Annotated in this window: 20 protein-coding genes, 3 tRNA genes and 1 pseudogene (1 of these 24 only partly in view); 14 read left to right on the top strand and 10 right to left on the bottom strand. The window is 55.5% G+C overall.

Going from position 1 to position 21,665, the window contains the following annotated elements; translation table 11 throughout:
* Positions 1-30 precede the first annotated feature (30 nt).
* A pseudogene (locus tag HMPREF3140_RS07355) lies at positions 31-402 on the top strand (hypothetical protein); the annotation flags it as partial.
* A 9-nt stretch (positions 403-411) separates the two neighbouring features.
* Here HMPREF3140_RS07355 and cynR read toward each other — a convergent pair.
* The gene (cynR, locus tag HMPREF3140_RS07350; protein WP_009486225.1) at positions 412-1,320 is read right to left on the bottom strand and encodes a transcriptional regulator CynR; all 909 of its coding nucleotides are present in this window, start codon (positions 1,318-1,320) and stop codon (positions 412-414) included.
* A gap of 132 nt (positions 1,321-1,452) precedes the next feature.
* Between cynR and HMPREF3140_RS07345 the strand changes: the two genes are divergently transcribed.
* The 3 genes from HMPREF3140_RS07345 to ypdK all read left to right on the top strand — a co-directional run bounded on the left by HMPREF3140_RS07345 (position 1,453) and on the right by ypdK (position 3,514).
* On the top strand, positions 1,453-1,911 hold the full coding sequence (locus HMPREF3140_RS07345; protein ID WP_009486224.1) for a nucleoside deaminase: 459 nt from the start codon (positions 1,453-1,455) through the stop codon (positions 1,909-1,911).
* Positions 1,908-3,104 carry a cyanate transporter gene (locus HMPREF3140_RS07340; protein WP_004174937.1) on the top strand — a complete coding sequence of 399 codons (1,197 nt, stop codon included), beginning with the start codon at positions 1,908-1,910 and terminating at the stop codon, positions 3,102-3,104. Before HMPREF3140_RS07345 ends, HMPREF3140_RS07340 begins: the two co-directional genes overlap by 4 nt.
* Before the next feature lie 338 nt (positions 3,105-3,442).
* Positions 3,443-3,514 carry a membrane protein YpdK gene (ypdK, locus tag HMPREF3140_RS28250; RefSeq protein WP_099119320.1) on the top strand — a complete coding sequence of 24 codons (72 nt, stop codon included), beginning with the start codon at positions 3,443-3,445 and terminating at the stop codon, positions 3,512-3,514.
* A 70-nt stretch (positions 3,515-3,584) separates the two neighbouring features.
* Here the strand turns inward: ypdK and alaC are convergent, their stop codons facing one another.
* Complete coding sequence (alaC, locus tag HMPREF3140_RS07335; RefSeq protein WP_002913372.1) at positions 3,585-4,799, bottom strand: alanine transaminase; 1,215 nt, start codon at positions 4,797-4,799, stop codon at positions 3,585-3,587.
* Between the two features lie 88 nt (positions 4,800-4,887).
* Between alaC and HMPREF3140_RS07330 the strand changes: the two genes are divergently transcribed.
* Positions 4,888-5,073 carry a phytanoyl-CoA dioxygenase gene (locus HMPREF3140_RS07330; RefSeq protein WP_004188912.1) on the top strand — a complete coding sequence of 62 codons (186 nt, stop codon included), beginning with the start codon at positions 4,888-4,890 and terminating at the stop codon, positions 5,071-5,073.
* On the opposite strand, the gene HMPREF3140_RS28670 is transcribed toward HMPREF3140_RS07330, so the two are convergent.
* A complete protein-coding gene (locus tag HMPREF3140_RS28670; RefSeq protein WP_004153200.1) occupies positions 5,070-5,183 on the bottom strand; it encodes a hypothetical protein in 114 nt (37 codons plus the stop codon). The two genes, HMPREF3140_RS07330 and HMPREF3140_RS28670, sit on opposite strands and share 4 nt — an antisense overlap.
* Here HMPREF3140_RS28670 and HMPREF3140_RS07320 point away from each other — a divergent pair.
* Both HMPREF3140_RS07320 and HMPREF3140_RS07315 read left to right on the top strand, forming a co-directional pair.
* Positions 5,182-6,879 (top strand): sensor histidine kinase, encoded by a 1,698-nt coding sequence (locus HMPREF3140_RS07320; RefSeq protein ID WP_004149230.1) that lies wholly within the window; start codon positions 5,182-5,184, stop codon positions 6,877-6,879. The genes HMPREF3140_RS28670 and HMPREF3140_RS07320 overlap by 2 nt on opposite strands.
* Before the next feature lie 11 nt (positions 6,880-6,890).
* Positions 6,891-7,628 carry a LytR/AlgR family response regulator transcription factor gene (locus tag HMPREF3140_RS07315; protein ID WP_002913374.1) on the top strand — a complete coding sequence of 246 codons (738 nt, stop codon included), beginning with the start codon at positions 6,891-6,893 and terminating at the stop codon, positions 7,626-7,628.
* Between the two features lie 53 nt (positions 7,629-7,681).
* Here HMPREF3140_RS07315 and glk read toward each other — a convergent pair whose 3' ends face one another.
* Positions 7,682-8,647 carry a glucokinase gene (gene glk / locus HMPREF3140_RS07310; RefSeq protein WP_002913377.1) on the bottom strand — a complete coding sequence of 322 codons (966 nt, stop codon included), beginning with the start codon at positions 8,645-8,647 and terminating at the stop codon, positions 7,682-7,684.
* Positions 8,648-8,910: 263 nt separating this feature from the next.
* Here glk and HMPREF3140_RS07305 point away from each other — a divergent pair, with 263 nt between their 5' ends.
* Entirely contained in the window at positions 8,911-10,146 is a 1,236-nt protein-coding gene (locus HMPREF3140_RS07305; RefSeq protein ID WP_023316074.1) for an ion channel protein, read from the top strand.
* Here HMPREF3140_RS07305 and HMPREF3140_RS07300 read toward each other — a convergent pair.
* Positions 10,143-11,804 carry an alpha-keto acid decarboxylase family protein gene (locus HMPREF3140_RS07300; RefSeq protein WP_004159719.1) on the bottom strand — a complete coding sequence of 554 codons (1,662 nt, stop codon included), beginning with the start codon at positions 11,802-11,804 and terminating at the stop codon, positions 10,143-10,145. The genes HMPREF3140_RS07305 and HMPREF3140_RS07300 overlap by 4 nt on opposite strands.
* A 180-nt stretch (positions 11,805-11,984) precedes the next feature.
* Here HMPREF3140_RS07300 and mgrA point away from each other — a divergent pair, with 180 nt between their 5' ends.
* Entirely contained in the window at positions 11,985-12,977 is a 993-nt protein-coding gene (mgrA, locus tag HMPREF3140_RS07295) for an L-glyceraldehyde 3-phosphate reductase (protein WP_004174934.1), read from the top strand.
* 130 nt (positions 12,978-13,107) lie between these two features.
* Positions 13,108-13,467, top strand: a complete 360-nt coding sequence (locus HMPREF3140_RS07290) for a DUF2502 domain-containing protein (protein ID WP_002913419.1) — start codon at positions 13,108-13,110, stop codon at positions 13,465-13,467.
* 57 nt (positions 13,468-13,524) lie between these two features.
* Here HMPREF3140_RS07290 and HMPREF3140_RS07285 read toward each other — a convergent pair whose 3' ends face one another.
* Complete coding sequence (locus tag HMPREF3140_RS07285; RefSeq protein ID WP_002913421.1) at positions 13,525-14,766, bottom strand: Nramp family divalent metal transporter; 1,242 nt, start codon at positions 14,764-14,766, stop codon at positions 13,525-13,527.
* A gap of 346 nt (positions 14,767-15,112) precedes the next feature.
* On the opposite strand from HMPREF3140_RS07285, the gene nupC reads away from it, so the two are divergent.
* The gene (gene nupC / locus HMPREF3140_RS07280; protein ID WP_002913423.1) at positions 15,113-16,315 is read left to right on the top strand and encodes a nucleoside permease NupC; all 1,203 of its coding nucleotides are present in this window, start codon (positions 15,113-15,115) and stop codon (positions 16,313-16,315) included.
* A 48-nt stretch (positions 16,316-16,363) separates the two neighbouring features.
* On the opposite strand, the gene HMPREF3140_RS07275 is transcribed toward nupC, so the two are convergent.
* The 3 genes from HMPREF3140_RS07275 to HMPREF3140_RS07265 all read right to left on the bottom strand — a co-directional run bounded on the left by HMPREF3140_RS07275 (position 16,364) and on the right by HMPREF3140_RS07265 (position 18,937).
* Positions 16,364-18,535 carry an EAL domain-containing protein gene (locus tag HMPREF3140_RS07275; protein WP_032412097.1) on the bottom strand — a complete coding sequence of 724 codons (2,172 nt, stop codon included), beginning with the start codon at positions 18,533-18,535 and terminating at the stop codon, positions 16,364-16,366.
* A gap of 209 nt (positions 18,536-18,744) precedes the next feature.
* Positions 18,745-18,820, bottom strand: a tRNA-Ala gene (locus HMPREF3140_RS07270).
* A 41-nt stretch (positions 18,821-18,861) separates the two neighbouring features.
* Positions 18,862-18,937: transfer RNA gene (locus HMPREF3140_RS07265), tRNA-Ala, on the bottom strand.
* Positions 18,938-19,156: 219 nt separating this feature from the next.
* On the opposite strand from HMPREF3140_RS07265, the gene HMPREF3140_RS07260 reads away from it, so the two are divergent.
* Together HMPREF3140_RS07260 and HMPREF3140_RS07255 are read left to right on the top strand one after the other, a co-directional pair.
* A complete protein-coding gene (locus HMPREF3140_RS07260; RefSeq protein WP_002913434.1) occupies positions 19,157-19,510 on the top strand; it encodes a MerR family transcriptional regulator in 354 nt (117 codons plus the stop codon).
* Positions 19,511-19,513: 3 nt separating this feature from the next.
* Positions 19,514-19,906, top strand: a complete 393-nt coding sequence (locus HMPREF3140_RS07255; protein ID WP_032412099.1) for a MerR family transcriptional regulator — start codon at positions 19,514-19,516, stop codon at positions 19,904-19,906.
* Positions 19,907-19,957: 51 nt separating this feature from the next.
* Here the strand turns inward: HMPREF3140_RS07255 and gltX are convergent, their stop codons facing one another.
* A complete protein-coding gene (gene gltX, locus HMPREF3140_RS07250) occupies positions 19,958-21,376 on the bottom strand; it encodes a glutamate--tRNA ligase (RefSeq protein ID WP_004145598.1) in 1,419 nt (472 codons plus the stop codon).
* Positions 21,377-21,635: 259 nt separating this feature from the next.
* On the opposite strand from gltX, the gene HMPREF3140_RS07245 reads away from it, so the two are divergent.
* A tRNA-OTHER gene (locus HMPREF3140_RS07245) sits at positions 21,636-21,665 on the top strand; it runs 50 nt beyond the window's last position.

The raw sequence follows: 21,665 nt of genomic DNA, 5'->3' as shown, positions 1-21,665 counted from the left end.
AAACACTATCAGTAAGTTGGAGTCATTACCCGCCCCTCGATATCATTGAACCGCATCTATATCACCAGCCAGGCCATTGAGAAAATATACGCCCACAGTATTAGCGCCCGGCCTATGGACGTGACGAAAAATCCGCTACTGGATCAAACCCGTTACATCCAGCAGGAATTAACCGTCCTGCCGCAAAGTGAGGTATTGCTGGAATTTATCCATTATCTTGTTCAGTCCCATACTGTATTTAATGAGAAGTTGCAGAGTATGGCTGAGCCAGACAAGACTCAGCTCTTTCATCACGTGCTGGAAAGGCTTAAGGAAGAAGGCATGCTTATAGAGAATGCCCAGCCCGATGAAGGCGATATCGGCAGCGAAGCCAGCCGTGAGTCGCAGTTCGCCGGCGAGTAACGTAGTCCTTCAGGCAAGGGACTGGCGGCTTTCCTGCTCAATCGTTATCGCGTTCTCTCGGGCCAGGGTGATGAATTCGCGCGCTGCGGCGCTCTGCCAGGCGCCCTGCCGCTGCAATAAACAGGCCGTGCGCTGCAGCAGCGCAGGTCTTAGCTCAATCGCCACCACATCATCAAACTGTCCGGCGATCGCCGCCGGCAGCAGCGTTGCTAACGTTGTGCTTCGAATAACCGACAGAACGGCCCCGATGGAGTTGGCCTCCATCCGCACGTCTGGTTCGAGCCGATGAAGGCGGCAATAACGATCAATCTGCTCGCGGGTAGCAAACTCGCTGCTCAGTAAAATTAGCGGCTGGGCGTCGAGAGCCAGCAGTTGCAAGTCGCGCTCTCCTGCCAGCGGATGCGCACGGCTCACCACCAGAGCAAGCGTTTCCGTCAGCAGCGGCTGAACCACAATTTCCTGTGACCGGCTGTCGTCAAAGGCAATCCCCACATCCAGTTCATCCTCCAGCAGCATCGCCTCCATCCGCTCCTGGTTCATCTCCTGGATAAGCACTTTTACTCCAGGATAGCGTCGGTAGTACGCCTCCATCAGCGGGCCCAGCATATAGGTAGTGAAAGTTGGCGTCATAGCAATGCGGAGTTTACCGTGCTGGAGATCTTCTGCGTCATGCAAGGCGCGCCGACCTTCCTCAAGCTCGCGTAACGCGCGACGGGCATACTCCAGCCAGATCTCTCCAGCATCGGTCAGGCGAATACGTCGGCCAGAGCGGTCGAAAAGCTGAACCTCCAGCATCGCTTCCAGCTGGCGTATCTGCTGTGACAGCGCAGGCTGGGAGACATGCAGCGCCGCGGCGGCGCGGGAAAAGCCACAATGTTCAGCCACAGCGATAAAGTAGGAAAGTTGGCGCAGAAGCATCGGCCCACCTATAAGAAATTCCAATAGGCATTATCATAAATAAGTCTTTTAACTTATGAAACAAGAGACGTACCCTCTTCGCACGACCCTCAACATATTTCACCTTTAACATCGTTTTATACAGGAGTGACTATGTCCGCTCACGATCGTTATCTTCAGCGCGCATTAGTGCTGGCAAAACAAAACATTGCTGACGGTGGGCGCCCCTTCGGCGCCGTGCTGGTGCGGAATGATGAGATTGTCGCTGAAAGCGTCAATACCTTTCATCTGAGCGGTGACCCAACGGCGCATGCCGAACTGAACGCCGTTCGCGATCTTGCCGCCAGACTGGGAAGCGCGGTGTTGCGCGAATGCGTCATCTATGCCAGCGGACAACCTTGCCCTATGTGCCTGAGCGCGCTCTATTTAACCGGCGTGCGGGAAGTGTTTTTCGCCAATAGCAATCAGGACGGGGAGCCTTTTCAGCTCTCGACCGCCGCGATTTATCAGCAGCTGCAGCAGCCGCTGGCCCAGCAAACGCTGCCGATCCATCATCGCCCGCAGCCGGAGGGAACTGAACTTTATCAGCGCTGGGCGGAACGGCAGTCATGACACCAGCGCTGCGACAGAACCTGACGCTGGCAGTCCTGGTACTGACTGGGATCAATATGCGGCCGCTGCTTACCTCCATTGGTCCTTTGCTGCCGGACATCCGCGCAGCCAGCGGCATGAGCTATACCCTGGCCGCACTCCTGACCGCGCTGCCGGTGATCGCGATGGGGGTGCTGGCGCTGGCCGCTGGCTGGGTCGATCGCTATATCGGTCAAAAGCGCAGTATTGCGCTGAGCCTGCTGATTATCGCGGCAGGCGCCCTGCTGCGGGAAATCGCCCCGAATAGTGGCTTACTGCTCACCAGCGCTCTGGCCGGAGGAATTGGCATCGGCATTATTCAGGCCGCCATCCCGGCGGTAATTAAGCACCTCTTTCCCCGACGGACGCCGCTGGTGATGGGACTATGGTCAGCGGCGCTGATGGGCGGCGGCGGGTTAGGCGCCGCGTTCACCCCATGGCTGGCGTCACATAGCGCGGCCTGGCATGATGCGCTAGCCTGGTGGGCGCTCCCTGCGCTCCTGGCTCTGCTCAGCTGGCTGGCGATTTGTCGGCATTTGCCTCGCGCACCGCATCAGACCAGCGCTTCCCCCCGGGTCGCGATTATTGGCCAGCGCCGCGCCTGGACGCTGGGACTCTATTTCGGACTGATCAATGCCGGTTACGCCAGCCTGATCGCCTGGCTGCCTCCTTACTACATCCAGCTAGGCGACAGCGCCCAGTACAGCGGTTCGCTGCTGGCGCTGCTGACCGTCGGGCAAACCGCCGGCGCGCTGCTGCTCCCGGCGCTGGCTCGCCAGGAGGATCGGCGCCAGCTTCTTCTGCTAGCGCTGGCGCTACAGCTGATTGGCTTCTGCGGCTTTATCTGGCTGCCAGAGCATTTCTCTGCGCTCTGGGCCATTGCCTGCGGCGTGGGATTGGGCGGGGCGTTTCCTCTGTGCCTGGTGCTGGCGCTGGATCACGCCGGACAACCGGCGGTGGCCGGCAGGCTGGTAGCCTTTATGCAGGGGATCGGATTTATCATCGCCGGTCTGTCGCCCTGGCTTTCCGGCCTGCTGCGTAGCCTGAGCGGGAACTACACGCTTGACTGGTCCTGGCATGCGATCTGCGTCCTGCTACTCATGGCGCTGACGCTGCGCTTTATCCCGGCACACTACCCGGCCGAGTGGCGACAGCGCGCCTCAGACCTGCCCTGAACCGACGGCGGCGCGTGGCAAAGATAATGCCGCGCGCTCTCGTTGGCCTTCTCCGCCCGCCCCATCGCTAAAACCCGTTTCCTTCGCGTCGCTGGCGCTAAATTTATTACCCTGTGAAATTAATGTGTCGCCGAATCACGACACTCGTAAGTAACTAAAAATTAATAAAAAAATGCCTCTTGTTTCCCTGATTTTTTAGGCGTACATTAGCGCCATCTGGAGCACTAAACGCACAGAATTACGGGCTGCTGCAGGGTGAAGTTACACTGGCGACAGCCCTTGAAAAACAGAACAATTAATTCATTTGAACGTCGCACAAGCGCGTGGAGTGATGAGTCGTGAAATACTTCTTTATGGGCCTCTCTTTTATGGTCATCGTTTGGGCCGGTACTTTTGCCCTGATGATCTAGACTGCAGCGGTGTCAAAAAAAACGGGAGCCTTCATGCTCCCGTTTTTATTTTGCCGTGCTGCCCGCAGCGCTAGCTCGCGGAGGCCAGCAGACCATCCGCGCGGAACATCGCCTTGATACCGCGGATCGCCTGGCGCGTACGGTCCCGGTTCTCGATCAGCGCGAAGCGGACGTGGGTATCACCATAGTCGCCAAAGCCAATCCCCGGCGAGACGCAAACCTTCGCTTCATTAAGCAGCTTTTTCGCAAACTCCAGCGACCCCATGGCGGCGTAAGGTTCCGGTATTTTCGCCCACACGTACATAGACGCTTTCGGACACTCCACCATCCAGCCGGCCTCATGAAGCCCTTTGACCAGCACATCGCGACGGCGCTTATACTGTTCGGCAATATCGCGCACGCACTGCTGATCGCCCTCCAGCGCAGCTATCGCCGCCACCTGCAGCGGAGTAAAAGTCCCGTAGTCATGATAGCTTTTGATACGAGCGAGGGCATTCACCAAAGTCTTATTACCCACCATAAAGCCAATGCGCCAGCCGGCCATGTTATAGCTTTTCGACAGGGTAAAGAACTCGACGGCGACATCTCGCGCGCCGGGCACCTGCATGATGGAGGGCGCTTTCCAGCCGTCATACACGATATCGGCATAGGCCAGATCGTGGACGACCAGAATGTCATACTGCTTCGCCAGAGCGACAACCTTTTCAAAGAAATCCAGTTCGACGCACTGCGCGGTTGGATTTGAGGGAAAGCCAAGGATCATCATCTTCGGCTTCGGATAGCTCTCGCGGATGGCGCGTTCCAGCTCGTTAAAGAAATCCACCCCTTCCACCAGCGGCACTGAGCGCACCTGCGCCCCGGCGATTACCGCACCATAGATATGAATCGGATAGCTGGGGTTCGGCACCAGTACGGTGTCGCCATGATCCAGCGTCGCCAGCATCAGGTGCGCCAGCCCCTCTTTCGAACCAATGGTGACGATCGCTTCCGATTCCGGATCGATATCGACGTTATAGCGTTCTTCATACCAGCGTGAAATGGCGCGACGCAGGCGCGGGATCCCCCGCGAGGTAGAGTAACCATGGGTGTCAGGCCGTTGAGCAACGGTGCAAAGTTTTTCCACGATATGCGGCGGCGTCGCGCCATCGGGATTACCCATACTGAAATCGATAATATCTTCGCCGCGCCGACGCGCAGCCATTTTCAGTTCAGCAGTAATGTTAAAAACGTACGGAGGGAGACGATCGATACGCGTAAAACGGCGTTCAGGACTGGATTCAGCCATAGGTTCCTCTAATTAACGTTAGCGCCCGGACCGTCCGAGCGACGCTGCCGCTGTTGCGGCTCGTTTAGAAAATAACCTGAAAAAATTCATGTTGTCGAGAGGCCCGTTAAAAAATATTCCCTGGCATATAAAACGGGTATCGACTGCGCTAAATGCGGCAGTTCATTGGCGGAATAATCCCGGGTTGTATAAAAGTGGTAACACACTGATATCTTTCTTAACACAGAATATTATCGTTAATGGCGAAGACCGCCGCTATCGCGATGCTTTTTAATTAATCCCCTTTAAAAAGTGCGACTTTTCCGCTTTATGGTTCCACGGCTGGTCTTCTGCCGTCAGGTTTTTTATCATGTCCCTTTCTGGCCACTGACGCGGCGCACCCATGCACGAAATCTTTACTATGATGCTGGCGGTCTATGATCGTGCGGCCCTGATGCTTATTTGCCTCTTTTTCCTTATTCGCCTGCGCCTGTTCCGTGAACTGTTGCATAAGTCGGCCCATACTCCGAAAGAGCTGCTGGCGGTGACAGCCATTTTCTCGCTGTTCGCGCTATTTAGTACCTGGTCCGGCGTCCCGGTTGAGGGGTCCCTGGTGAACGTCCGCATTATCGCCGTGATGTCCGGTGGGATCCTGTTTGGTCCCTGGGTGGGCGCGATTGTCGGGGCGATTGCCGGCGTGCACCGCTATTTGATTGATATCGACGGCGTGACCGCAGTGCCCTGCTTTATCACCAGCATTGTCGCCGGCCTGCTGTCGGGGTTGATTAATCGTAAAGTGGCCCGCGAACAACGGTGGAAAATCGGCATTCTGGCGGGGATGATGTGTGAAACTCTGACCATGATCCTGGTAGTGGTCTGGGCGCCTTCCCTGAGTCTCGGCGTAGATATTGTTTCGAAAATTGGTATCCCGATGATCCTCGGCAGCGTCTGCATCGGCTTTATCGTGCTGCTGGTGCAGAGCGTTGAAGGGGAAAAGGAGGCCAGCGCGGCGCGGCAGGCGAAACTGGCGCTCGATATCGCCAACAAAACCCTGCCGCTGTTTCGACACGTTAACAGCGATTCTCTGCGCCAGGTTTGCGAGATTATCCGCCGCGACATTACCGCCGACGCGGTGGCGATCACCAATACCGAGCACGTGCTGGCCTACGTGGGCGTCGGTGAAGCCAACTATCAACGCCACGACGATATGATTAGCCCCACCACCCGGCAGGCGATTCGTTATGGGAAAATCATCATAAAAAACAATGACGAAGCCCACCGCACCCCGGAGATCCACTCCTTGATGGTGATCCCGCTGTGGGAAAAAGGGGTGGTGACCGGCACGCTAAAAATCTATTACTGCCACGCCCATCGCATCACTTCGACGCTGCAGGAGATGGCGATTGGCCTGTCGCAAATAATCTCCACCCAGCTGGAAGTCTCCCGCGCCGAACAGCTGCGGGAGATGGCCAACAAAGCGGAGCTGCGCGCCCTGCAAAGCAAAATTAACCCGCATTTTTTATTTAATGCGCTGAACGCGATCTCCTCCTCGATTCGCCTTAATCCGGACACCGCGCGCCAGCTCATTTTTAATCTGTCGCGCTACCTGCGCTATAACATCGAATTAAAAGACGATGAGCAGATTGATATCAAACGAGAGCTGTATCAGATCAAAGATTATATCGCTATTGAACAGGCGCGATTCGGCGACAAGCTGACGGTCATCTACGATATTGACGACGACGTCAGCTGCGTGATCCCGAGCCTGCTTATCCAGCCGCTGGTGGAAAATGCCATTGTTCACGGTATTCAACCCTGTAAAGGCAAAGGCGTGGTGACGATCGGCATTAACGAGTGCGGCAATCGGGTACGCATCAGCGTTCGCGATACGGGCAACGGTATCGATCCCGCCGTGGTCGCCCGCGTGGAAGCCGATGAGATGCCGGGTAACAAAATCGGCCTGCTCAATGTGCATCATCGGGTGAAACTTCTCTACGGCGAGGGTTTGCATATCCGCAATCTGACGCCGGGAACCGAAATTGCCTTTTATGTCCCCAATAACTCTACGCCGCAGGCGCTGACGGAGTCGCTGTTGTCATGAGCGGAGAAAAGATGAAAGTTATCATTGTGGAGGATGAGTTTCTGGCCCAGCAGGAGCTCTCCTGGCTTATTAACACCCATAGCCAGATGGAGATCGTCGGCAGCTTTGACGACGGCCTGGACGTGCTGAAATTTCTCCAGCACAACAAGGTCGACGCCATTTTTCTCGATATCAATATTCCGTCGCTCGACGGGGTTCTGCTGGCGCAAAACATCAGCCAGTTTGCCCATAAACCTTTTATCGTCTTTATCACCGCGTGGAAAGAACATGCGGTGGAAGCCTTTGAGCTGGAAGCCTTTGACTACATCCTGAAACCCTACCAGGAGTCGCGCATCATCAATATGCTGCAAAAGCTGACCACCGCCTGGCAGCAGCAAAATAACGCTGCTTCAGGATTAGCCAGCGCGGCGCCACGGGAAAACGACACCATCAATCTGATCAAAGATGAGCGGATCATCGTCACCAGTATTCATGATATTTATTATGCCGAGGCGCATGAAAAGATGACATTCGTCTATACCCGCCGGGAGTCATTCGTCATGCCGATGAACATTACTGAATTCTGCAGCAAACTGCCCACCGCGCATTTCTTCCGCTGCCACCGCTCGTATTGCGTAAATCTCAGCAAAATTCGGGAAATTGAGCCGTGGTTCAACAACACCTATGTGCTGCGCCTGCGTGACCTGGAGTTTCAGGTTCCGGTCAGTCGCAGTAAAGTGAAAGAGTTTCGCCAGCTGATGAATCTGTAGAGAGCGGAAAGCGCCGCCATCCGGGCTACGACGGTAGCCCGGGAGAAGAATGCTTAAAGCACCTGGCCCAGCGTCTGACGCAGATGCGCGCCGGAGCCCAGCAGGCCTGGGTTATCATGCACAATCAGGTAAACCGGGATATCCTGAACATAAGCTTTAAAACGGCCTTTGTCTTCAAAACCGCCGCGGAAACCAGAGGCTTTAAAGAACTCCAGGAAGCGCGGCACGATGCCGCCGGCGATATACACCCCGCCAAACGTCCCGAGGGTCAGCGCCAGGTTACCGCCGAAGCGTCCCATAATGACGCAGAACAGCGACAGCGCCCGACGACAGTCGGTGCAGCTGTCCGCCAGCGCTCGCTCGGTCACTTCACGCGGCTGCAGGTTCTCCGGCAGTCGGCCGTCCGATTTGACAATCGCGCGATACAGGTTGACCAGCCCGGGACCTGAGAGCACGCGTTCTGCGGAAACATGCCCCAGCTCGGCGCGTAGCTCTTCCAGAATGATCCCTTCTTCTTCGCTGTTCGGGGCAAAATCAACATGACCGCCTTCGCCCGGCAGGCTGACCCAACGCTTATCAACGTGGACCAGATGCGCCACGCCGAGCCCGGTCCCGGCGCCATAAACGGCGATCGGTTTGCCCGCTACCGGCGCACTGCCGCCAAACTGAATAAGGTGCTCAGCTTTCAGCATCGGAATGGCCATTGAAACAGCGGTAAAATCGTTAATTATCTCCAGATGGGCAAAGCCGAGGTTGCGCTTCATTTCGGCGATAGAGAAAGCCCAGGTATGGTTGGTCATCGCCACCCAGTCGCCGGTAATCGGGCATGCGATGGCGATACAACCTTCGTTGACCGTTACCTGGTGCTCCTCGAGATAGACGCGCACCACTGCCTCCAGACTGGGGTAATCGAGCCCGGAATAGGTCTTTGCGCGAGAGATCTCTCCACTCGCCAGATCACATAGCGCCAGGCGGGCGTTGGTCCCCCCGACATCTCCTACTAAAGCAAATTTTGTCATTCCGTTACGGCTCCGCTAAAGTCAAAATAAATCTTTTGGCACACTGTAAATTCATGGCGGCTTAACAACAACGTCCAACGCGCAGACGCCCCTTGTTTAGCGACACAGGTCACATTTAGTTTGTAATCTATGCAAGGTAGCCTGTAAAGGACGCGCCGGATATCAGATGTCACCTTAACTTTATCGTTTCAGCACCATTTGCATCGACGGTCTCCGCTGACGAAGGCAAAGTAGTGCTCCAGCACTTTTACAAGGACATTTCCATGCTCCATCCTCGCGCCAGAACAATGCTGATCCTGTCGGTGCCGGCCATCCTGATAGGTATCGCCTGCAGCCTGATCCTGATCGTGGCGATGAAGGTTGCCGCGCTGCTGCAGCGCGTGCTGTGGAGCAATCTGCCCGCGCAGTTGGGGGTGAGCGCCGACAGCCCGCTGTGGATCATCGCCATGCTGACGGCGACAGGGATCGCGGTGGGTCTGGTCATTCGTTACAGCCCCGGGCACGCCGGGCCGGATCCAGCGACCGAGTCGTTAATCGGCGCTCCCATTGCCACCGGCGCGCTGCCCGGACTCCTGGCCGCGCTGATCCTCGGCCTCGCCGGCGGCGTCAGCCTCGGCCCGGAGCATCCGATTATGGTGGTGAATATCGCGCTGGCTGTCGCCGTCGGCTCCCGACTGTTTCCGCGCGTCAGCTCGCTGGACTGGACCATCCTCGCGGCCTCAGGCACCATCGGCGCCCTCTTCGGTACCCCGGTTGCCGCCGCGCTGATTTTTTCGCAAACCCTCAATAGCAGCAACGATACGCCACTGTGGGATCGCCTCTTTGCTCCCCTCCTCGCCGCCGCCGCCGGCGCGTTGACGACGGGTCTGTTTTTCCATCCCCATTTTTCACTGCCCCTCCCGCACTATGGTCAGATGCGCTTCGTTGATATTCTCAGCGGCATTATCGTCGCCCTGATCGCTATCGCCGTCGGCATGGTGGCCGTCTGGTGTCTGCCGCGACTGCATGCCCTGATGCATCGGTTGAAAAATCCAATCCTGACCCTCGGTATCGGCGGGCTGCTGCTGGGGATCGTGGGGACGATAGGCGGGCCCTTAACGCTATTTAAAGGGCTGGATGAGATGCAGCAGCTGGCCTTCAGCCAGACGCTAACCGCCGCGGATTTTCTGCTTATCGCGCTGGTCAAACTGGCGGCCCTGGTTCTTGCCTCAGCCAGCGGCTTTCGCGGCGGGCGAATTTTCCCGGCGGTGTTCGTCGGGGTAGCGCTGGGGCTGATGCTGCATGCTCATGTTGACGCAGTGCCGGCGGCAATCACCGTTTCCTGCGCGATCCTCGGCATGGTGCTGGTCGTCACTCGCGACGGCTGGTTGAGCCTGTTTATGGCCGCCGTGGTGGTCCCGGATACGACTCTGCTGCCGCTGTTGTGTATGGTGATGCTCCCGGCCTGGCTGCTGCTGGCCGGGAGACCGTTGATGATTGCCAAACGGCATACCGATTAAACGCGGCTGTTTCGCTCCTCAAGGGCCTGCGTCACCGCGCGCAGGAAATCGGGGATATCCATTTTCGGCAGCATCACTTCTACCAGGGTGAGGGTATCCGAGGTGATGCTCTCCGTCATCGCCTCCCGCAGTTCAGACGTCTGAGTGACCCGCCGGCAGCGCGAAGCAACGTCAGGGGCGAAGGCTTCCGGCAGCCGCTGCCAGTCCCACAGAGCGATGTCATTGTAGCGCTGCTCTGGACCATGAATCGCCCGTTCCACGGTATACCCTTCGTTATTCAGCAGCAGAATAAGCGGCTTTTGCTTATCACGCAGCATGGAGCCCATCTCCTGAATGGTCAGTTGGGCCGCGCCATCGCCGACAATTAGCACCACCCGCCGCTCCGCCGCCGCGGTTTGTGCGCCATAGGCGGCCGGGAGAGTAAAACCAATCGAGCCCCACAGCGGCTGGACGATCAGCGATGCTTCAGAGGGCAGCTTCAGCGCCGCAATGCCAAAGGCGGCCGTCCCCTGATCGGCGAGAATAATATCCCCCGGACGCAGGGCGCCCTGCACCGTCGCCCAGAAATTTTTCTGGGTCAACTCGCCTTCAGCGCCCTCCTCAGCCTCCGGCGCCACGACCTGAGGCGTAGCCCACTCCGCCGCCAGCGGGGCGGAAAGCGTCATCAGCGCGGCCAAAGCCTTATCCATCGGCACCCCGCTGAACCAGTGATCGCCCACCCTGACGGCGAAGGGCTGGATCTCAATAGTCTTTTCCCGCGCCAGATGTTGGGTAAATCCTGCGGTGATGGTGTCGGTGAAGCGCGTGCCAATGCAGATGATGGTGTCGGCGTTTTCAATCGCCTCCCGGGTCTGCGGCGCGCTGGCAATCCCGCTGTAGGTGCCGACAAACCCGCTCTGCTGCTCATCGAACAATCCCTTGCCCATGAGCATCGTCGCATGGGCGACAGGCGTTTTCGCCACCCACTCCCGGAGCGTCTTCTGCAGGCCATAACGTTGCGCCAGGAAGTCCGCCAGCAGGGAAATGCGTCGGCTGCCCCGCAGCAGGCGGCTGGCATGTTCGCAGAACCCGGCAAGCTGGTTTTCATCCGCCGGAGCGGGCTCCACCAGCAAGCGCTGGGCTGGGGCAATCGCTGCCGCTCTGGCGACATCGGCTGGCAGCATCAAATAGCCGGGGCGATGATGCGTCAACATATCGCGCAGCACACGGTCGATTTCATGGCAGGCGTTGCCGGCGGTCAGCAGCGCCTGGCTACAGGTGATCTGCTCGCTCATGCGGGCGAAATGGCGAAAATCGCCATCGCCGAGGGTATGGTGCAGCAGTTCGCCGCGCTGCTGGGCGCCGGTAGAGGGCGCACCGACAATATGCAATACCGGAATATGTTCCGCATAGCTACCCGCAATGCCGTTCAGCGCGCTCAATTCGCCGACGCCGTAAGTGGTCAGCAGCGCACCGGCCCCTTTGATGCGCGCATAGCCGTCAGCGGCATATGCCGCATTCAGCTCGTTGGCGCAGCCGACCCACCCCAAGGCGCTGTGCGCGATGACGCGATCGAGAAACTGTAAGTTGTAATCTCCCGGCACGCCGAACAAGCGGTCAATACCGCAGTCGACAAGGCGATCCAGCAGATAATCCCCAATAGTGTAGGTCGGTTGCATATCCATTATCCTCATTTTGGTGCAGGTGTAATTTGAGTATTGAATAAGCGATCCGCCTGTCCAGATGGGAGGTGATAATGGCAGTGTAAAGCAATAATTACGCAGAAAAAGCAGTGTACTCCACGCAGAACATTGTTTAGTGTAAACGTATACACAACCTGTTTTGTCGGCGGAGGAAGAATGGTTTACCAGGCAAGCACCACGCGATATCAAACGATGGAGTACCGTCGCTGCGGCCGCAGCGGTCTGCAACTACCGGCCATTTCCCTTGGCCTGTGGCATAACTTTGGCGATGAAACGCGAGTGGAAACCAGCCGGCAGATGCTCCTGCACGCTTTTGACCTCGGTATAACCCATTTCGATTTGGCCAACAACTATGGGCCGCCGCCGGGCTCGGCGGAAAGCAACTTTGGCCGCATTCTGAAAGAGTCGCTCCTGCCTTATCGCGATGAGTTAATCATCTCCACTAAAGCAGGTTACACGATGTGGGACGGCCCTTACGGCGACTGGGGATCGCGAAAATATCTGGTAGCCAGTCTTAACCAGAGTCTTAAACGCATGGGGCTGGAATACGTCGATATTTTTTACCATCACCGGCCTGATCCACAGACGCCGCTGATGGAAACGATGCGTGCGCTCGATCATCTGGTTCGTCAGGGTAAAGCGCTATATGTCGGGATCTCCAACTATCCTCTGGCCCAGGCGCGGGAGGCGGTGAAGATCCTTAACGACCTCGGCACCCCCTGCATCATTCACCAGCCTCGCTACTCGATGTTCGAACGCGGCGTGGAAGAAGGATTGCTGGATTTTCTGCAGACGGAAGGGATTGGAAGCATAGCGTTTTCACCGCTGGCCGGTGGGCAACTTACCGACCGCTATCTCAACGGCATTCCGGCCGACTCGCGCGCCGCCAGCAGCAGTCGTTTTCTGCAGCCGGAGCAACTGACTCCAGCCCGATTAGAAAAAATTCGTCAGCTTAACAGGCAGGCGGAAGCGCGTGGGCAGAAGCTGTCGCAGATGGCGCTGGCCTGGGTGTTGCGCGAAGAGAAAGTCACCTCGGTGCTGATCGGCGCCAGCAAAACCGCGCAACTGGATGATGCCGTCGGCATGCTGCAGAATCGCCATTTCACCACCGAGGAGTGCGCGGCCATCGACGCCATCCTTGCGCTGTAAAGCAAATGTTACTTTAGCAAAAAGTGCTCTTTCCTGCGCTTTCGGAGTTCGTCCGATGCGGTGGGTCTTTACCGGCCCGTAATATCAGGTTAACAGGCCGCTTACGGCCCCGATCGTGAAGGAGAAGAGTATGTTCAGGTCACTGATTCTGGCAGCAGTACTGCTGGCCGCAGGGCCACTGGTCGCTAACGCTGGTGAAATCACCCTGCTGCCGTCGGTAAAATTACAAATAGGCGATCGTGACAATTACGGTAACTACTGGGACGGTGGCAGCTGGCGCGACCGTGATTACTGGCGTCGTCACTATGAATGGCGTGATAACCGTTGGCATCGTCATGACAACGGCTGGCACAAAGGCTGGTACAAAGGCAGAGATAAAGCCTGGGAGCGCGGCTATCGTGCTGGCTGGAACGACCGCGATGACCACCGCGGCGGCTGGGGACGCGGCCCGGGTGGGCGCGGTCACGGTCATGGACATGGCCATCACTAACAAACGAAAAGGGGAGCCCATCGGCTCCCCTTTACTTTATTCAGCATCAGGAATCAATTAATCCACCCCGAGCAGCGACCCCACTATTAACCAGCCGTTCAGGCTCACCACAATAGCGACTATCGCCCAGCCGATGCCTCTCACCCAACGGGTATTCACCAGGTCCCCCATCAGCTTCGCATTGCTGGTAAATATCAGCAGCGGCACCAGGGCAAGCGCAATGCCAAAGCTGAGCAACACCTGACTCATTACCAGGATGCGCGTAGGATCCAGCCCCAGCAGAATGACGACAAACGACGGCAGCATGGTGATCGCCCGGCGAAACCACAGCGGAATATGAAAGCGGATAAACCCCTGCATAACGACCTGACCTGCCAGAGTGCCCACCACGGTCGACGATAAACCGGCGGCAATCAGGCTGAGGCCAAAGATGGTCGCCGCCGCGTGGCTCAGCAGCGGCTCCAGCGTCATGTAGGCCTGATCGAGATCGGCGACGCCGGTATGGCCATTAAAGTGGAATGCCGCCGCAGCGGTCGCCATCATCGCCAGATTGACGAATCCGGCAATGGTCATGGCGATCGCCACATCCCAGCGGGTCGCGTTATAGCGTTCTTTTCGCGTTCCGCCATGCAGATGCTGAGTCAGCGATGAGTGTAAGTAAATGACGTGCGGCATGATTGTCGCACCCAGTACCCCGGCGGCCAGGAATACCGCCTCCCCGTTGGGCAGCGTGGGGATCACCAGCCCTTTCGTCAGAGGAGCCAGCGCGGGCTGGGAAAAGATCAACTCCACGACATAGGCCACGGCGACAAACAGCAACAATCCACCGATCACCTTCTCCAGTGGTTTTTGTCCGCGCCGCTGCAGCATCAGGATCAGAAAAGTCGCCACCCCGGTCAGCACCGCCCCCTGCAGAAGCGACACGCCGAGCACCAGCTTAAAGCCAATCGCGGCGCCGATAAATTCAGCCAGATCGGTGGCCATAGCGATAATTTCCGCCTGTACCCAGTAAAACCAGACAACAGGACGCGGGTAATGGTCGCGGATCTGCTCGGCCAGGTTTTTGCCGGTGGCAATGCCCAGTTTGGCAGAAAGCACCTGGATCAGCATCGCCATCAGGTTAGCCCACACCACGACCCACAGCAGCTGGTAGCCAAAGCTGGCGCCGGCCTGAATGTTAGTGGCGAAATTACCCGGATCGATATAGCCAATGGCAGCGACGAAAGCCGGGCCCATTAAGGCGAGCTTCACCTTGCGCGCGGCGCGACTACTGCTATTCTCAACGCGACTGCTAGTCATCTTCTGCCTCTGGAAATATAGCCTTTGCTATGTTTTATGCTATCAAAATGCGAATGATTATCAAGTTCATTTAGAATGGAGATAATGATTGCTGTGATAGAAGGGAACAATAGCTGGCCGGAAATGAAATACGGGCGTCAGAAAACGAGATCCAGCCCGCTATTAAGAGTAGTACAAGAATGCAACTTTTAAAACCTTTACGTAACATAACAAAAGTGGATGTTGGATCACTATTTTTGCCATTGGTCACAGTTCCTTGCAATAGTGTGCAATTGATCTCGTTTTCTTTAAAGCCGTTGCATAGAATGTGCACGGAAATTTAACCTGCCTCATATTTGGAGCAACTATGGACCGCGTCTTGCATTTTGTCCTCGCGATCGTTGTGGTGGCTATACTGGCCCTGTTGGTCAGCCATGACCGCCAAAAGATCCGTATTCGTTATGTTGTTCAACTGCTTGTCATTGAAGTCCTGCTGGCCTGGTTCTTCCTCAACTCCGATATTGGTCTGGGTTTTGTGAAAGGATTTTCCGAGATGTTTGAAAAACTCCTCGGGTTTGCCAACGAAGGGACAAACTTCGTGTTCGGCGGCATGAACGATAAAGGCCTGGCCTTCTTCTTCCTCAAGGTTTTGTGCCCTATCGTCTTCATTTCGGCTTTGATCGGCATTTTGCAGCATATTCGTATCCTGCCGATTGTCATTCGCGCGATCGGTACCGTCCTGTCGAAAGTTAACGGCATGGGCAAGCTGGAGTCCTTCAACGCCGTGAGCTCGTTGATCCTCGGCCAGTCGGAAAACTTTATCGCGTATAAAGATATTCTCGGCAAAATGTCGCGCAACCGCATGTACACCATGGCGGCGACGGCGATGTCCACCGTGTCCATGTCCATCGTAGGCGCTTACATGACCATGCTGCAGCCAAAGTATGTCGTTGCGGCGCTGGTGCTCAACATGTTCAGCACCTTTATCGTTCTGTCATTAATTAACCCTTACCGCGTGGAAGAGAGCGAAGAAAATCTGCAGATGTCGAATCTGCACGAAGGTCAGAGCTTCTTCGAGATGCTGGGCGAGTATATTCTGGCAGGTTTTAAAGTCGCGATTATCGTGGCGGCGATGTTGATCGGCTTCATCGCGCTGATCTCGGCGCTGAATGCCCTGTTCGCCACCGTGACCGGTTGGTTCGGCTATAGCATTTCCTTCCAGGGTATCCTCGGCTATATCTTCTACCCGGTCGCCTGGGTGATGGGTGTGCCGGCAAGCGAAGCGCTGCAGGTGGGCAGTATTATGGCTACCAAACTGGTCTCCAATGAATTCGTCGCCATGATGGATCTGCAGAAAATTGCCTCGACGCTCTCCCCGCGCGCGGAAGGCATTATCTCTATCTTCCTGGTCTCCTTCGCCAACTTCTCATCTATCGGTATTATTGCCGGGGCGATCAAAGGTCTGAACGAAGAACAGGGCAACGTAGTTTCTCGCTTCGGTCTGAAGCTGGTGTACGGCTCCACGCTGGTTAGCGTGTTGTCCGCCTCGATTGCGGCGCTGGTTCTGTAACAAACGTCAGTCATCTGAGCCGGGCAATGCCCGGCTTTTTTTTGCCCGTCATTCACCCAGCGGCTGTGGTTTACCGATCAGATAACCCTGCAGATAATTCACGCCCAGCTCCAGCAAGCGCGCTTTTTGCGGTTCGCTTTCGACATATTCCGCCACCACGCTCATCTGTTTCGCCCGCGCCATCTCGACAATCGATTTTACCATGATGGCGTCCAGCGGGTCCGTGAGGATGTCGCGGACGAAGCAGCCGTCAATCTTAATGATATCGGCCTGTAGATGTTTCAGACGTTCATAGTTCGCATAGCCGGTGCCAAAGTCATCAATAGCGATGGCGCAGCCAAACGCGCGCAACGCTTCAAGATTTTGCCGACTGGTGTCCGCATTAGAGAAGGCCTGCTCTTCGGTCACCTCAATAGTTATAAGTTCTGGCGAGACGCTATAGCGTTGAAACAGCGCGATAATCTGCCCTGCGCTGTTCTTTTGCATCAGAGTTGCAGGCAGCAGGTTGACCGAGAATCGCTGGCCGGGATGCTTATGGAGCATACTGAACAAGGTCTCCAGCACCAGCATGTCAAAACGTTGGCTGAGGTTAAACTGCACAATCAGCGGAATGAATCGGTCGGGCATAATGACGCTATCGCCACAGCGCATGCGCGTGAGGATCTCATGATAACCCTCCCCCTCCGGATTCTGAATCGGTTGCGCATAGAGCATCAGCGCGCGATCTTTGAGCACTTGCTTGACGCGCATTAGGAGGCGCACCTGCTCGGTAGTTTGATCCACTACCAGATCCTGCTCCTCGTCCAGCGCCAGCACCCGACGTTCACTGCCCGCCTGTTCGGAAAGCCAGCTTAGCTGGCCCAGCATCTGGTAAAGTCCCTCACCCTGGGCGTCATCGCGGCCCCAGGCCGCGCCAAACTCCAAATCCAGCGGCTGATTGTGCCAGCTGAACTTTTTGTGGTTGAGGACCGCGACCATATGGTTCAAGCGGGACGACGGCTCCGGTCCATCAAGCACGAGGATCAGTTCGCTGCCCGGTACCTGGAAGACTTTATCCGCCGCTCCCAGCAGCGGTTGCAGCGCCCGAATAATCTGCCGTTTACAGTCCACCCCCATCATCAGACCATAATGCCGACTGAGAAAGTCGAGATTATCAATACGCAGGCTGCAGATAGCCTGCTGAGGACAGCTCTGTAAATGGCTCTCCAACGCGCGCAGGTTAGGCAAGCCGGTCAGCGGATCCTCTTCCGCCTGGCTACGCCAGCGGCGTTTGTTGCGGTCGCTGCGGGCATAGATGTCGGCCATATAAAACAAACAGATAGTAAAGGAGATCAGAACCGACAGCACAAAGGAGAGTGAATACTCGCTTTGCACCCCCTGGAGAAAGTTTTTGTTATATACCACCAGCAAAAAGGCCGAGACAGACCATGAAATACGCAATAGCGCATGGCCTATTCGACTGATACCGATAAAGTAGACAATAAAAATAACCGGAACTAAATAACCGGCAATAAATTCAGACTGATACGGCGCACACAATAGCGTTAATATCACCGCCAACGCGATAAACCAATATAGAGTAAAGGAGCGATATTGCGGTGCCAGCCACGGTAAACATTCCTGCTGCCAGAAACGTCGGGCGTAGCGCGGACTGATAATCATCCGCATTGGATAATAAAGAAACGTCGTAAAAATTAATGCCGCACTGATTAAACTTTGGATATCTATTACAGTATAAATCAACGGCATACTACCAAAGTAACTGGTAATAGCTAATGGAAACGCAAAATATTGTCCGGCGAGATACATGGTGATTTTCAGGAGCACCGGCGCGAAGAAGCCGCCCCAGAAGATCCGCGCCCCCATATGTTTTGCCGTTGGACCGCAGCGCCAGCGCTTCCCCACCAACAGTCGCAGAATAGCGCAGGAGACAAACACGGCGAACAGTTGACAAAAAAGTAAGATAAACGCCTGCGGCAGCGTTAATTTAATGAGAAAACTATTGGTGATGGCAAACGCGAGAATTAATGGCGCAATTGCATAGCGGCCAAAGATAAAAATAACAGAAAACATCACGCTGATTGGCAGCCAGGCAATATAAATAAGGTTGCCGTCAATTATCGTTTGCGGTGAAATAAAACGAGCCAGCGGAATAGCGACTAAACAAATGATAAAGGCCAATAGAGTTTTTTTGATATTAATGTTAATTTTATCAAGCATTATTGTTAATTAAAACTCCAGAAACCTCATCACGTTTAATGGGGGAAATGTTATGTTGCTTATTTAGGGCAGGCAAGGCGAATTATCAGGAAAAAGTCTGAAATTACTTTCGATTTTAATTGCTGGAGATTAACTGACGTAACCAGAAAGTGCTTTACATGAAACCCGCTAAAAACAAAAACCCCCGCCGAAGCGAGGGTTCTGAATTTTGGTGGAGCTAAGCGGGATCGAACCGCTGACCTCTTGCATGCCATGCAAGCGCTCTCCCAGCTGAGCTATAGCCCCACAGGACTTCTTTACGAACCAAATCCGCTGGGTGCAGAATTTGGTGGAGCTAAGCGGGATCGAACCGCTGACCTCTTGCATGCCATGCAAGCGCTCTCCCAGCTGAGCTATAGCCCCGTAACGTAAAGCGTGTCGTGTTGACGGGCGGCATAATATGAATTCCTCGCTCAGGTGTCAACGGCAAAATTATCCTTCCCGATTCAATCGCTGAAAAAGCAGGCAACTTGCTGACATTGCGAGCCTTATCGCAGTCAGAAGTTAAACAGGTCACCTTTTCACGTAAAAGGATGCTATAACATGGGCAGCTAATTCCCATACATTTACTCAGGAAATAGTATGCTCAAGGAACGAATGACACCTGAAGAAATTGCCCATCTAACCGGCTACAGTCGGCAAACTATCAATAAGTGGGTGCGGAAAGAAGGCTGGCAAACCTCTCCGCGACCTGGCGTCCAGGGCGGCAAAGCGCGCCTGGTCCATGTCAATGAGCAAGTCAGGGAGTTTATCCGCAGCGCCCAGCGCGTGGCGGAGACGCCCGGCATCTATTCTCCCCATGATAGCGATCTGGAATCGCTGCTGCTGACCCTCAGTAAAGAACTCACCCCCAGCGAGCAGAAGCAGCTTATGTCTTTGTTGCTGCGCGAGGGGATCACCGGGTTACTGCTTCGGTTAGGGATCCGCGATCGGTAAACCATGATGAAACTGAAAGATAAAATGACGCCCGCAGAGCTTGCCGACTGCCTGGGGCTGGCCAGACAAACGATCAATCGCTGGGTTCGCGAGAAACAATGGCGCACCGAAGCAATACCCGGCATTAAAGGGGGGCGAGCGCGACTGGTGGTTATCGACCAACCGGTACGCGAGTTTCTGACCAACATCCCTGCCAGACGCCATCTGCTTACCGACAATCATCTCGCGGAATCGCCAGGTGCATACCTGGTCAATGAGGCAGACGCGATCTGGCGGCAAATCACGGAAACCCTACAGCTGATGACTCCGGCAGAACAGCTGCAGCTCCGCGATCTGCTGGCCCGGGAAGGGATTAGTGGTTTTCTTGCCCGCCTCGGCATCGCCAGTCCGGAATAACAGACAAAAAAAACGGCAGGGTAACCTGCCGTTGTTTCAGCTGCGACGCCGTCAGGACGCCTGGCCTTCGCGTTCAGCGATAAAAGCCAGCGCTTTATTGATACGATCTACGCTACGGGATTTACCGATAGCATGGACAGTAACGTCTAGCGCAGGAGATTGCCCTGCCCCGGTAACCGCCACGCGCAGCGGCATACCGACTTTACCCATCCCCACCTCCAGCTCATCAGCAGTTGCCTGAATCGCGTGATGGACGTTTTCCGCCGTCCAGTCGCTAATCGCCGCCAGCTTATCGCGAACCACTTCCAGCGGCTGACGCGCCACTGGACGCAGATGTTTTTTCGCGGCGTCGGCATCGAATTCAGCGAACTCTTCATAGAAGTAGCGGCAGCTCTGGGCCATCTCTTTCAGCGTCTTGCAACGCTCGCCCAGCAGTTTCACCAGCTCAGCCAGCTGCGGGCCGTTGCGAGTGTCGATATTTTCCTGCTCGATATGCCACTGCAGATGCGTTGCCACATACTCCGCCGGCAGGGTATTGATATAGTGATGGTTTAACCACAGCAGTTTATCGGTGTTAAAGGCACTGGCGGATTTGCTCACCGCGCCCAGCGAGAAGAACTCAATCATCTCTTCGCGAGTGAAAATCTCCTGATCGCCATGAGACCAGCCCAGGCGCACCAGATAGTTGAGTAGCGCTTCCGGCAGGTAGCCGTCGTCGCGATACTGCATCACGCTCACTGCGCCGTGGCGCTTGGAAAGTTTTTTACCGTCATCGCCGTTGATCATCGACACGTGCGCATAAACAGGCACCGGCGCATTCAGCGCTTTGAGGATGTTGATCTGGCGCGGCGTGTTGTTGATATGATCTTCGCCGCGGATCACGTGAGTGATCGCCATATCCCAGTCATCTACCACCACGCAGAAGTTATAGGTCGGGGAACCATCGGTACGGCGAATGATCAGATCGTCCAGTTCCTGGTTGCTGAACTCGATAGGTCCGCGGATCTGATCGTCAAAAATAACCGAACCTTCCTGCGGGTTGGCGAAACGCACGACGCACGGCTCATCGTCAGCATGGTGCTCGTGGCTATGGCGGCAGCGGCCATCGTAACGCGGCTTCTCACCCTTCGCCATCTGCTCTTCGCGCAGCGCTTCCAGACGTTCTTTCGAGCAATAGCATTTGTAAGCGGTACCGGCTTCCAGCATCTCATCGATTACGTTGTTATAACGATCGAAACGTTTGGTCTGGAAATAGGGGCCTTCGTCCCATTGCAGATTCAGCCAGTTCATGCCATCCATGATGGCTTCAATTGCTTCCGGGGTGGAGCGTTCGAGATCGGTGTCTTCAATACGCAGCACAAACTCACCGCCGTGGTTACGGGCAAAAAGCCAGGAATAGAGAGCAGTACGCGCACCGCCAACGTGCAGATAGCCGGTTGGGCTTGGCGCGAAGCGAGTTTTGATTTTCATGAATTGGCCTTACGTTTAATAAAGATGCCGATAGCCGGCAATGTCCGGTGGAAATTATGGGTCAATATTCTAACACCGTGGGCTGATTCCTCAATGTTGTTCCCATCGGAACGTCACGGTTTGCCATTTTTGTTTATAAATCATGCTATGGCGCCGGTTTCGCGATCGCTTTGTTTAATTTTACGACGAACGAACGAATTCTTTAGAAAAGGCGTTGACTCATTTTCAACTCTCCCTATAATGCGACTCCACACAGCGGGGGTGATTAGCTCAGCTGGGAGAGCACCTC

The sequence above is a fragment of the Klebsiella sp. HMSC16A12 genome, from assembly GCF_001808265.1.
Taxonomy (GTDB): Bacteria; Pseudomonadota; Gammaproteobacteria; order Enterobacterales; family Enterobacteriaceae; genus Klebsiella; species Klebsiella pneumoniae.
This window is presented reverse-complemented; position numbering and strand designations above follow the sequence as displayed.

What these genes read in the sequence shown, in the direction of transcription:
- cynR (WP_009486225.1), bottom strand. Translation starts at nt 1,320, where the DNA reads ATGCTTCTGCGCCAACTTTCCTACTTTATCGCTGTGGCTGAACATTGT.
- HMPREF3140_RS07345 (WP_009486224.1), top strand. Translation starts at nt 1,453, where the DNA reads ATGTCCGCTCACGATCGTTATCTTCAGCGCGCATTAGTGCTGGCAAAA.
- HMPREF3140_RS07340 (WP_004174937.1), top strand. Translation starts at nt 1,908, where the DNA reads ATGACACCAGCGCTGCGACAGAACCTGACGCTGGCAGTCCTGGTACTG.
- alaC (WP_002913372.1), bottom strand. Translation starts at nt 4,799, where the DNA reads ATGGCTGAATCCAGTCCTGAACGCCGTTTTACGCGTATCGATCGTCTC.
- HMPREF3140_RS07330 (WP_004188912.1), top strand. Translation starts at nt 4,888, where the DNA reads ATGTTGTCGAGAGGCCCGTTAAAAAATATTCCCTGGCATATAAAACGG.
- HMPREF3140_RS07320 (WP_004149230.1), top strand. Translation starts at nt 5,182, where the DNA reads ATGCACGAAATCTTTACTATGATGCTGGCGGTCTATGATCGTGCGGCC.
- HMPREF3140_RS28670 (WP_004153200.1), bottom strand. Translation starts at nt 5,183, where the DNA reads ATGGGTGCGCCGCGTCAGTGGCCAGAAAGGGACATGATAAAAAACCTG.
- HMPREF3140_RS07315 (WP_002913374.1), top strand. Translation starts at nt 6,891, where the DNA reads ATGAAAGTTATCATTGTGGAGGATGAGTTTCTGGCCCAGCAGGAGCTC.
- glk (WP_002913377.1), bottom strand. Translation starts at nt 8,647, where the DNA reads ATGACAAAATTTGCTTTAGTAGGAGATGTCGGGGGGACCAACGCCCGC.
- HMPREF3140_RS07305 (WP_023316074.1), top strand. Translation starts at nt 8,911, where the DNA reads ATGCTCCATCCTCGCGCCAGAACAATGCTGATCCTGTCGGTGCCGGCC.
- HMPREF3140_RS07300 (WP_004159719.1), bottom strand. Translation starts at nt 11,804, where the DNA reads ATGCAACCGACCTACACTATTGGGGATTATCTGCTGGATCGCCTTGTC.
- mgrA (WP_004174934.1), top strand. Translation starts at nt 11,985, where the DNA reads ATGGTTTACCAGGCAAGCACCACGCGATATCAAACGATGGAGTACCGT.
- HMPREF3140_RS07290 (WP_002913419.1), top strand. Translation starts at nt 13,108, where the DNA reads ATGTTCAGGTCACTGATTCTGGCAGCAGTACTGCTGGCCGCAGGGCCA.
- HMPREF3140_RS07285 (WP_002913421.1), bottom strand. Translation starts at nt 14,766, where the DNA reads ATGACTAGCAGTCGCGTTGAGAATAGCAGTAGTCGCGCCGCGCGCAAG.
- nupC (WP_002913423.1), top strand. Translation starts at nt 15,113, where the DNA reads ATGGACCGCGTCTTGCATTTTGTCCTCGCGATCGTTGTGGTGGCTATA.
- HMPREF3140_RS07275 (WP_032412097.1), bottom strand. Translation starts at nt 18,535, where the DNA reads ATGCTTGATAAAATTAACATTAATATCAAAAAAACTCTATTGGCCTTT.
- HMPREF3140_RS07260 (WP_002913434.1), top strand. Translation starts at nt 19,157, where the DNA reads ATGCTCAAGGAACGAATGACACCTGAAGAAATTGCCCATCTAACCGGC.
- HMPREF3140_RS07255 (WP_032412099.1), top strand. Translation starts at nt 19,514, where the DNA reads ATGATGAAACTGAAAGATAAAATGACGCCCGCAGAGCTTGCCGACTGC.
- gltX (WP_004145598.1), bottom strand. Translation starts at nt 21,376, where the DNA reads ATGAAAATCAAAACTCGCTTCGCGCCAAGCCCAACCGGCTATCTGCAC.